12 protein-coding genes are annotated in these 10,818 nt (G+C 29.6%); 11 read left to right on the forward strand and 1 reads right to left on the reverse strand.

Annotated features, from left to right (window positions below; all coding sequences use genetic code 11):
- The coding region (locus tag GJV77_RS14120; RefSeq protein ID WP_240142893.1) for a phage integrase SAM-like domain-containing protein at positions 1 to 331 on the reverse strand (331 nt) is incomplete at its 3' end.
- Between the two features lie 164 nt (positions 332 to 495).
- Between GJV77_RS14120 and GJV77_RS14125 the strand changes: the two genes are divergently transcribed.
- The 11 genes from GJV77_RS14125 (at position 496) to GJV77_RS14175 (ending at position 10,812) form a co-directional block, all read left to right on the forward strand.
- Positions 496 to 1,140, forward strand: a complete 645-nt coding sequence (locus GJV77_RS14125; RefSeq protein ID WP_155036975.1) for a LytR/AlgR family response regulator transcription factor — start codon at positions 496 to 498, stop codon at positions 1,138 to 1,140.
- Positions 1,141 to 1,453: 313 nt separating this feature from the next.
- Positions 1,454 to 1,678: a hypothetical protein gene (locus GJV77_RS14130; RefSeq protein ID WP_155036976.1), complete on the forward strand. Its 225-nt coding sequence runs from the start codon at positions 1,454 to 1,456 to the stop codon at positions 1,676 to 1,678.
- Between the two features lie 161 nt (positions 1,679 to 1,839).
- Complete coding sequence (locus GJV77_RS14135) at positions 1,840 to 3,765, forward strand: sensor histidine kinase (RefSeq protein WP_240142894.1); 1,926 nt, start codon at positions 1,840 to 1,842, stop codon at positions 3,763 to 3,765.
- Positions 3,762 to 4,388 (forward strand): response regulator, encoded by a 627-nt coding sequence (locus GJV77_RS14140; RefSeq protein WP_155036978.1) that lies wholly within the window; start codon positions 3,762 to 3,764, stop codon positions 4,386 to 4,388. The genes GJV77_RS14135 and GJV77_RS14140 overlap by 4 nt, the downstream gene beginning before the upstream one ends.
- Positions 4,389 to 4,543: 155 nt before the next feature.
- On the forward strand, positions 4,544 to 4,705 hold the full coding sequence (locus tag GJV77_RS14145; RefSeq protein ID WP_155036979.1) for a hypothetical protein: 162 nt from the start codon (positions 4,544 to 4,546) through the stop codon (positions 4,703 to 4,705).
- Positions 4,706 to 4,716: 11 nt separating this feature from the next.
- Positions 4,717 to 4,872 carry a hypothetical protein gene (locus GJV77_RS14150; protein ID WP_155036980.1) on the forward strand — a complete coding sequence of 52 codons (156 nt, stop codon included), beginning with the start codon at positions 4,717 to 4,719 and terminating at the stop codon, positions 4,870 to 4,872.
- 43 nt (positions 4,873 to 4,915) lie between these two features.
- A complete protein-coding gene (gwsG, locus tag GJV77_RS14155) occupies positions 4,916 to 5,938 on the forward strand; it encodes a grasp-with-spasm system ATP-grasp peptide maturase (protein ID WP_155036981.1) in 1,023 nt (340 codons plus the stop codon).
- Positions 5,939 to 6,130: 192 nt separating this feature from the next.
- Positions 6,131 to 7,156, forward strand: a complete 1,026-nt coding sequence (gene gwsS, locus GJV77_RS14160; RefSeq protein ID WP_155036982.1) for a grasp-with-spasm system SPASM domain peptide maturase — start codon at positions 6,131 to 6,133, stop codon at positions 7,154 to 7,156.
- On the forward strand, positions 7,149 to 7,997 hold the full coding sequence (locus GJV77_RS14165; RefSeq protein WP_155036983.1) for a hypothetical protein: 849 nt from the start codon (positions 7,149 to 7,151) through the stop codon (positions 7,995 to 7,997). The genes gwsS and GJV77_RS14165 overlap by 8 nt, the downstream gene beginning before the upstream one ends.
- A gap of 9 nt (positions 7,998 to 8,006) precedes the next feature.
- Positions 8,007 to 10,199, forward strand: a complete 2,193-nt coding sequence (locus GJV77_RS14170; protein ID WP_155036984.1) for a peptidase domain-containing ABC transporter — start codon at positions 8,007 to 8,009, stop codon at positions 10,197 to 10,199.
- Between the two features lies 1 nt (position 10,200).
- Positions 10,201 to 10,812 (forward strand): hypothetical protein, encoded by a 612-nt coding sequence (locus GJV77_RS14175; protein WP_155036985.1) that lies wholly within the window; start codon positions 10,201 to 10,203, stop codon positions 10,810 to 10,812.
- The last annotated feature ends 6 nt before the right edge of the window (positions 10,813 to 10,818 follow it).

A 10,818-nucleotide genomic window follows, 5' to 3' on the forward strand; every position in this document is an offset into this window, starting at 1 on the left:
AACCTTCTTCAAAGGCTAATCTAAGAGCAGCTCTAAATTTGTTTAGGTAAGAGTATTTTGAGTTTAATGAAAGAGGGAGTTTACTTTTAGTAAGCGCTTTTGTATCAAAGTAATGTCTGACTTTTTTTAAAAATTCATCATCTACTTCATCAAAAGTAAAAGTAGGGGAGACACAGCGTTTTAAATGAAGAAAAGAAGCTGTCCAATTTCCGTAGTTTTTAGGACTTTCATATTTTTCTTCAGTTTTCTCAAGAAAGAAGGCCAAGAAGCAACGTTGTCCTTTGTGCTTGTTTTTAATTCTGTGTTTACCTCGAAGTTTCAACTTTGTCAAATAGCCTAGGTGAGTTTTAACTGTCTAGAGCTTTAACTTTTTTGATACTTAGAGGACAAAGAGAATATGGAATATCAATATAAGTTTATCAAAAAAAACGCGTGTCTTTTTCTTATATAATACTTGCTCTTGATACAACTCAGTTTTCTTTTGTCCTTGACAAGATGAAAGTTTTTTTCCATTATACTTGTGTTGGAACGTTTTGTTTTGATGACGATATTGCAAATGAGATCATGGGTTTACATCCTCATCTAGTGCTAATACTGAAAAATAAGACAGATTCGAATATCTCTTTACAAATAATAGGTGAATGTTTGACCTATCTAAAAACCTCCCCTTATTTCGTTCTTCTTTCGGACACAGATTCTTTTGCATTAGAAGCCATTCAAAATGGGGTATCCGATTATTTGACTAAAATCAATACACATAGTTTAGGAATGAGTTTAGCTAAGTTTGAAGCTAGGTCTTCTCTTGTTCCGCCTAAAACTATTTGTATCAAATCCTACAGTGATTACCATTTTATCAATTATAATGATCTTGTTTATTTAAAGGCAGATAACAATACAACTGACTTTAAATTATACAACAATAAGATTGTTACGGCTTATAAAACCTTAAAGTATTTTGAGCAAAACTTACCTTCAAATTTCGTTAGAATTCACAAAAGCTATATTGTGAATGTAAGTTATATCTCTAGAATACATTTTAGTAAGAATAAATGTTATTTGAACTTTAATGAACAAATTCCTTTTTCTAGTACATATAGAGAAAGAGTAGAACGAATTTTAGCGTCGATGGCACATGTATGAAACTATTTTATTTTATCAAGAATACTACTGTTTTTTTTAATATGCAGTTTCACCCTGCTAAACCTTCAAAATCCTCACAGAATAAGATTAATCACTATATCCTTTATCAAATTATCATGTAGTAAGTGAATTTAAAGTTTCTTTGCTATACTTATTAATGATAAAAAAGCTTCTTTTATCAAGAAAAGAGAAGTTGTAAAAACGGAGAAGTCGTTTTTGCAGCTTTTAGAAAAATTACTTCTCAGTTTTTCTCAAAGTAAGCTGTACCTAAAGATTAGGGACAGTCTGTTAGCAACTTTTTAAAACACATAAAATGAGAAAGATTTTTTTTGTGATGGGTGTACTATGCCTATTACTACTTACAGGATCATGTTCCAATGATGATCAAATAACAAAAGAGTTAGAATTAAAGGAAATTCAGTTAATAGAAGTGTCTATTCCAGAAGAAGTTCCAAGTTCCGAATTTAAAAATGACGAACCGAATAAACTCAATCGAGGAGATCAAGATAAAGATAGAGATAGAAGAAAAGGTAAATAATTTTGAAAATATAGCGACTTTTTTTAAGTCGCTATATTTTTTTATATTTGTTAAACAGCTGTTTTTTTTAATTCTTTATGCGTATTCGAATTATTTTTTTGTTCTCTTTTTTTGTTATTTTTTATTCTTGTTTAAAGTCAGAGAAAAGAACTGCGCGTCTGTTGAATAAGTACGAAGTATATACTAAAATTGAAAACAAAGAAGCTTATCTGGACAGTATATATAATCTAATCCTTTCTGAGACGAATGACTCTTTACAGCGAGAGGAACTTTTACAAATCGCCACAAGATATGAAGGGTTAGATCAAGTACCAAAATTTAAACAAACCTTGTATAAAGCTTACGACCTTGCTGTAAAGCAAACAGACACTTTACATCAAGCACAGGTTTTTTGGTATTTGGGAGATTTCTATGATCAAAAACAGATTGCTGATAGTTCATACTATTACTTTCTTAAAGCAGAACATTTATACGCTTCACAGCAGGACAGTCTGAATTGGGCTAGAATGCTTTTGTACAAAGCGGGTGTTTTATATGATATTGGAATTTATACAGAATGTGAAACTGCAACCGCTCAAGCTCTAGAAATTCTTTCCAAACAAAATGAAACTAGATTGTTATATGAAGCCAATGTTCAGATGACTTTAGTTTTAAAAGAATTGAAAGAATATAAGGCCGTTTTAAAATATTATTTAAAAATCCCGACTTTGCTTCTTCAATTGGAAAGAGAAGGATATGATAAAAAAAGATTGCAACGTTCCTGGTTGTCCTATTATAACAATATAGGAGACTATTATAATGAAATGAACAAACCCCTAGAGGGGAGAAGACACTTTGAAGAGGCTTTAAGCCAAAATACTATAGATGATTTCCCTAAGTTGAAAGCCATGCTGTTGAGCAATTATGCTTATAATCTAATGTTAAGTGATTTAAAGAGTTCGAAGATAGATTCTCTATTAGACTTGTCTCTAACACTGAGAAAAGAGGTTAACCATGTACAAGGAATAATTAATGGAAAAATATACAAGGCAGAATTCAACTTACTAAAAAATGATACACTTGGCGCGATAATAGGGATGAGGGAAGCCTATGAATTGGCCTTAGCAAACAATAGTGGCTATGAACTGATGAATAGTCTAAAGTTTTTGGCAGAGTATGACCAAATGAATACAGAAAGCTATTATGTAACTTATTTAGAACTACAAGATAGCTTACACAATATTGAGCGTCAGACTAGAAATAAATTTGCTCGGATTGCCTATGAAACGAGTGAAATAGAAAAAAAGAATGACATTCTAATCAAAAGAAATAGTTATTTATGGGGAATTACAATTGTAATACTATCTTTTTCATTTATAGGTTTTATGGCGTATCATCTTCAACTGAAAAATAAAAAACTAGTATATAAGCAAAAGGAGTTACAAGTCGTTCAACATATTCAAGAATTGCTTCTGCAAAAACAAGAGATAGCTAATCGGGTTAGAGATCAAGAACGAGAACGAATAGCTAGAGATCTGCATGATGGTATTGTAAGTAATATACACGTTCTTAGGAGTAATTTGATGCTTTTACCAACATCCGAACCTCAAAAAAAGATAAGACTCAATAAGCAATTAGAAGAGGCAGAAGAACAACTAAGAAATTTGTCTCATGATATGTTTAAAAAGCTATTTAAAAATAACGATAATTTTTCGGATATAGTAAAAGACCTCGTACTTCAGCAAAAGAATACATTTGAAACGAATTTTGTATTTATAGCAAATAACAATATAAAGTGGGACTATTATTCGAATAACCAAAAAATTCAGATCTATTTAATTTTATTAGAATTACTACATAATGTTAATAAACATTCATATGCTTCAGAATGTAAGGTTATACTAATAGAGATGGCTCAAAGTATTATCATTCGAGTTTGTGACAATGGTGTTGGCCTAGCTAATGGAAAAGTAACCCGTGGGATGGGGTTTAAAAATGTACACCATAGATTAAAGGGTTTGAAAGGAGTATTTACAATATCCAAACTTGATGATATGACAATGATGGTTATCGAAGTACCTTACGAGAAAAAAAATACCAACCTATGAATATACTACTAGCTGATGACCATTTAATGTGTTTAGATGGCTATATTGCTGCTCTAAACAATCCAAGTAATAGCTATACTTTGGCTTATACTTGTGAGGAGGTGTATCGATTACTTGCACAAGGAGTTGTTCCTGATGTTGCAGTTTTAGATCACGATATGAAATCGTTTGAAGAAAAAAAGCTTCGCTCGGGAATAGATTGTGCAAAGTATATTCGAAAACATATTCCTACTTGTAAAATAATCATGATAACAGCGCATGAAGATGCGGTGTTATTATACAATATTCGCAGACAAGGAGTTCTTGATGCTTTACTTGTAAAGTGTGACTTCACACATCATCTTCTTATCAATTTAGTTGTTCATACTATTGAGGAGCCTTATTATAGTGAAAGTGCAAAAAAGGCTTTTAAACAACTAACAAGAATATCTACTCTTTTAGAATCAAAAAATAGAGAAATCCTAACCTATCTAGCTGCTGGATTTAAGGTTTCTCAGCTAGATGATCTCGTTAACCTAAGTCAGAGTGCTATTAAGAGACGGATTGGCAAAATGTTACAAGAGTTTAATGTAACAGATAATCAAGAACTCGTACGATTAGCTAGGGAACAAAACTTGTTTTAAGAATACCATTCTGCTACTGGATTTTAACATTTCTTGTATCTCAGGCATTAACTTTGTTAAGTTATTGGTTATTAGTTTATTATGTTTTTTTGTATTGATAGATTTAACTATCTTTCAATTAGAAAAATAGAGGAACTTCTAAAAAAATAATCAACATGAAAAAATTAAGTCTTAAATCATTGTCTGAAATTAAAGGTTCAGGTAATACTACAACTCAAACAGTTACACTAGGTTCAATTCGAATAATTAGAAATCAATTTATGCAATCGATAGAAACTGAAGTTGCTGTAGATCAAGAATTAGAAATATCATATTAAAATTTAGAATTATGAAAAAAATTAGTTTAAAAGCGTTATCGAATGTAATGGGAGGAGAGGCTACTGTTAGACGTATCGCTCAGGTTACAAAGAAATTAAATCAGATGCAACGCTCTGATATTGAAGTTAAGTTAGAAACAGAAATAACAGTTACTGTAGAATCTTAATAGATATTAACAAAAGAAGTTCCTCTTCTTTAATATATATATTATGATTTTAATTTTAGGTAGGGAAGATGATTTGTCAACAACAAATGTTTGTGAGTGGTTATATCACTATAATGCTAAATTCTTTGTTTTAAATACAGATGATGACCATTCAAAAATAAAAATAGACTATTTCAACTTTTTAGAAAAAAAATTTTTAATTAGAAAAAAAGGAATTGAGTATAACTTATTTGATGTGAATGTTGTATGGAATAGGAGACATGGTTTAGATCCTAAAAAATTCACAAATACTTATGTAACACTAGATAGTCAGTTTTTTCCAGAAGAAAAGAACAAATTTCACTATCATCATACCCTAGAAGAAACAAGAACACTCTTTGAATTTATCCACCATTTTATTGAAAGTAACGTTAACTATAAATTAGGCTCTTTTTTTGCCAATGATGTTAATAAACTAGTGGTTTTACAGTCTGCGTTAGCTTTTGGACTTAAAATTCCTGATTCGTATATTTTGTCAACAAAAAAAGATTTAATAGAAAAAATTAATTTACTTAGTCCTAAAAGGTTAATCACTAAACCTTTGACACAAGGTGTTTACAATGCTGGTTTAGATGGTAAATATCAGTATTATAATTATGTTAATGCTGTTGAAATTGATTTTGTGAACGAAGTAGAGGAGGTTTTTTTTCCCTCTCTATTTCAAGAGGAAATTGAAAAACAGTTGGAATTACGTATTTTCTTTTTGGAAGATGATTACTACTCCATGGCGATTTTTTCGCAAGAAAATGAAACTAGTAAGCAAGATTTTAGACAAAATGAATATTGGAATGAGCCTTTAAGATGTGTGCCATTCGATCTTCCTCATGAAATAGTTGAGAAGTTAAAGTCTTTAATGAAAAAGTTGAAATTAAATACTGGATCTATCGATATGATTTTAACTCCTGAGTTTGAATATGTTTTTTTAGAAGTTAATCCTTGTGGACAATTTATTATGACTTCAGAACCATGTAACTATAATCTAGAACAAAAAGTAGCTTTAAAATTATTACATTATGATAAACGATGAAGATAACTTTATAATAAAAAATCCGTTACAGTCAAGTTTACCTTTTTTTTACAATTATGTACGGTGTGTTAAAAATAATGAAAATTTAACGTTGGTTGATAATTCATATCGATCAAAGGCTGTAGATAGAACGAAGAATAATGTAAAACCGTATCCACCAAGAATCATTTTATACAATTTAGAAGACGAGAAATGAAATATATAAAACTCTATGCATATTGCCTGCTAACAATCGGTAAGAAGAGATTTACCATACTTGACACATTACATAATGATATTTTTATTTTTGAGAATAGTTATTTAAAATATTTAGAGGGTCTACAAAAATATGGCTTAAGTAAAATTTTGGAAATGGAAAATCATGATTCAGAACAAATAGTTAAGTTTTTTGATTTTTTGTATACTAATAAAATAATATTTATAACAGAACAACCCGATTTATTTCCAGAGATTAAACAAATAAGGGATACCAATACAGATGTAAAAAAAGCTATTATAGATATAAGAAATAAAATTTTTGATTTCAATACTATATTTAGCCAGTTAGAATATTTAAAATGTGACCTAGTTGAGATTAGAGTATTTAAATCTTTGAGTTTTGATGTTATAACTAATATTATTCAATCTTTTTCTACTGTAGCAATTGACAAAATAATACTCTTGATTCCTTTAAATTATGAAGTTGATTTTTATTGTTTTTTAAATAAAGTTGAGGAGTTAATTTTATTAGATTATAGAATACATTTTCTAATTTATAATGTATCAGAGCATATTTTAGAAAAAATAGAAAGTAAGGAATTTGTAATCAAATCATCAATTTATTTCAATATTCAGTTTGTGAAAAATAGCGTGACAGGTTGTGAAAATTGTGGAGATATTAAACCTGAAAAATTCTTTTCAAGTTCGATTGAAGAGTTTATGGAGAAGCAGCTCTTTAATAGTTGTCTAAATAGACAAATTTCAATTGATGAAAATGGTGAGATTAAAAATTGTCCTTCTATGCAAAAAAGTTGGGGAAATATAAATGTAAAGAGCTTAATTCATACTTATAATTCGAAAGATTTTAGATTTTTTTGGGATATAACTAAAGACAAAATAGAAGTATGTAAAGACTGTGAACTGAGAAATTTATGTCATGATTGTAGAGCATACACAGAGGGAGATGCTTTAGATCACTATAATAAACCTTTAAAATGTGAATATAATCCGTATGCCTAAATTATTATTATATACCTTTATTTTGTTCCTGATTATGGGTAAAATGTCTGCACAATCAACAGTAGCTAATTCTTATGATAAACTGATTTTTGACTCTTACCAAAAAGATCAAAAAATTAGGATGGAGCTAGATTCATTATTGGAAAATAAAAATAGGAGTAATGAAGAATTAGTTTCCCTTTTATCTAGGATTGAGAAAATTGATTTTGATAATCAATGTGTAATATTACCTATACTTGATCAATATTTAGAACAGAAAATTGAGTTAACAGATATGTCTTTATCTCATGTTTACTATATTATTCAACATGCAGATGGAGATATTCAAAGTAAATATGCTGTTTTTGTATCAGAACTTTTTGATAAGGGGTTGGTTGATAATCAGGAATTTGCATGGTTTATTGATCGATTAAATGTTAGAAAAAATAAAGCTCAAAGTTATGGTTTTCAAGTAAAAAGTTGGGCTGATACTAAAGAGCGTTTTCCTTATCCGATATCAAGTAGTTCAGAAGAAAATTGTCAACAGATTAATTTGACCTCAAGTAAAGAATATTTAGAAGAAAATTTTATTGGAGTATACCTTCCCCAATATCTTACAAAAGATGAATTTGTTGTTTTTGGACATGTGAGAGGAATTACACAAAATCTTAAAATTGTTATAGATGAGGACTTCGAAACGAAGGTTAATGATAAGGGGTTTTATGTAATAAAACTTAAAAAAAATGAACGTAATAGTTTTCATTTATGTTTAAAAAAAAATGACATAAAATTTGACTGTAAAACTATAACTATTGATGGAAAAGATTGGGAAGAGATAGATTTTTTTTCACAGTCAAATTAGCCAATAAATATGTATAAATTCCCGAATTTTAAGCAAGCGGATTTTAAAGATTGTGGACCTACCTGTTTGAAAATTATATCCAAGCATTATAAAAAAAATGTTCATATACAAGAGCTAAGAGAGCTTTCAGAAACCACACGAGAAGGTAGTAGTTTACTTGGTATAAGTGAAGCAGCAGAACAGGTAGGATTTCGAACATTAGGAGTAAAGCTTTCAGCTAATGATTTAAAGGAAGCTCCTTTACCTTGCATATTACATTGGAATAAGAATCATTATGTGGTTTTGTATAAAATAAAGAATAAGATTTATTATATATCGGATCCTGCATTTGGTTTATTGCAATACACCCAAGAGGAATTTCTAAATCATTGGATAGGTAATAATGCTTTAGATACTATGGAAGAGGGAATTGCACTATTTTTGGAACCAACGCCTCATTTTTATTCTAATCGGTTAGAGGAAGATATCAAAAACAATTTTGGTTTTAGCTTTCTGTTTAGGTACTTAGTAAGGTACAAGACATTTATAGTTCAATTAGCTATAGGTTTATTGGCTGGTTCATTGCTGCAATTGATATTCCCATTTTTAACACAAAGTGTAGTAGATGTGGGAATTCAAAATCAAAATTTACATTTTGTCTATTTGATTTTGATTGCTCAGCTTTTTTTGTTTTTTGGTAAAACGGCATTAGAGTTTATACGACATTGGATTTTATTGCATTTATCTACACGCATTAATATTTCTTTAATCTCTGACTTTTTTATCAAAATGATGAATTTACCTATTTCTTTTTTTGACGTACGCATGACAGGTGATATAATGCAACGTGTTAATGATCATCAACGTATAGAACGAATTTTGACTAACTCTTCTTTGGATGTACTATTTTCTTTCGTGAATATGTTGATAATGGGGGGCATATTGTTGTATTATAATGCCTATATTTTCCTAGTTTTTTTTGTAGGAAGTTTCTTCTATTTTGGATGGATTGTTTTATTTCTAAAGAAGAGAGAAATTTTAGATTACAAAAAATTTTCTGAGGTGAGTCAAGAACAAAGTAAGGTTATCGAGCTGATTAATGGAATGCAAGAAATAAAATTGCACAATGCAGAAAAACAAAAAAGATGGGATTGGGAGCATATCCAAGCTCGTTTATTTAAAGTTTCAATCAAAGGATTAATATTAGAGCAAATTCAAGGTATTGGATCAAATTTTATTAATGAATTAAAGAATATTATAATTGTTTTTCTGTCTGCAAAATTAGTTATTGATGGAGAAATTACTTTAGGTATGATGATGGCTATTTCTTCTATTGTAGGAAATTTAAATGGCCCAATCACTATGTTAATTAGTTTTACAAGAGAAGCTCAAGATGCTAAGATTTCTTTAACACGTTTAGCAGAAATTCACGGAAAAGAAGATGAAATAATGTTAGATGCAGAGTCACTTAAAGAAATACCTAAAACAGCTGACATACATCTTAAAAATGTTTCGTTCCGTTATATGGGATCCCAAAATTTGGTTTTACAAAATCTAGATTTAAAAATACCACTTCAAAAAACTACAGCTATTGTAGGAGCTAGCGGAAGTGGTAAAACAACTTTAATGAAGTTACTCTTGAAATTCTATAGTCCAAATGAAGGGGAAATATGTTATGGACCAACCAATTTAAGTAAAATAAATCAAAAAACGTGGAGAGAACACATTGGAGCAGTATTACAAGAGGGGTACATTTTTAACGACTCAATTGCCAATAACATAGCTATTGGTGATTCTATAATAGATAAAGAAAGATTGAAATATGCGGTAGAAGTTGCTAATATTAAATCTTTTATAGAAGAATTACCACTACATTATAATACTAAAATTGGTATGGAAGGAATGGGAATGAGTACTGGTCAAAAGCAACGTTTACTTATTGCCAGGGCCGTGTATAAGGATCCTGAAATGTTGTTTTTTGATGAAGCTACAAGTGCTTTGGATGCGAATAATGAAAAAGAAATTGTGAGTAATTTGGATGTTTTTTTGAAAGAAAAAACGGTTGTAATTATAGCTCATCGCCTCTCTACAGTTATGAATGCCGACAATATAGTAGTACTTGATAAGGGAAAAATAATAGAACAGGGGACCCATAAGGAACTTGTTGCTTTGAAAGGAAATTATTACCAGTTGGTTAAAAATCAATTGCAATTAGGAAATTAATATGTCTAAAGAAAATGATATAGAATTGCATAACGAAGAAGTGCAAGATATACTTACAGTTATACCTCATTGGATGATTCGATGGGGAAATGTTATTATATTACTTATAATAATAGTTTTATTTTGCTTTTCGTATTATGTTAAGTACCCAGATATTGTACAAACTAAAATAATAATAACTACACAAATTCCGCCAGAGAAAGTGGTTGCTAAAACAACTGGCAGAATAGAATTAATATTTGTTGAGGATAAAAGTTTAGTTTTAAAACACACACCTTTAGCAGTTATTGAAAATTCAGCTAATTATCAGGATGTATTAACGCTTAAAAAGATAATGCAAAATATTAATGTGACTAGTGTAGATATTGAATTTCCATTCGAATTGACTTCATCATTGCAATTAGGAAGTGTAGAAGCAGCGTATTCTAATTTTGAAAAAAGTTATTTGGAATATAGTGTAAATAAAAATCTACAACCTTATCTCATAGATAAACAAGCTCAGCATTTTGAACAAATTCAGCAGGAATCTCGATTACAGTTATTGCTTCAACAAAAAGATATTGTCTATAAAGAATTAGCGTATTGGATATTCCGGTTTGATTTGTGCCAGTGATTTCGG

Source organism: Myroides pelagicus, assembly GCF_009711055.1.
GTDB classification, from domain to species: domain Bacteria; phylum Bacteroidota; class Bacteroidia; order Flavobacteriales; family Flavobacteriaceae; genus Flavobacterium; species Flavobacterium pelagicum.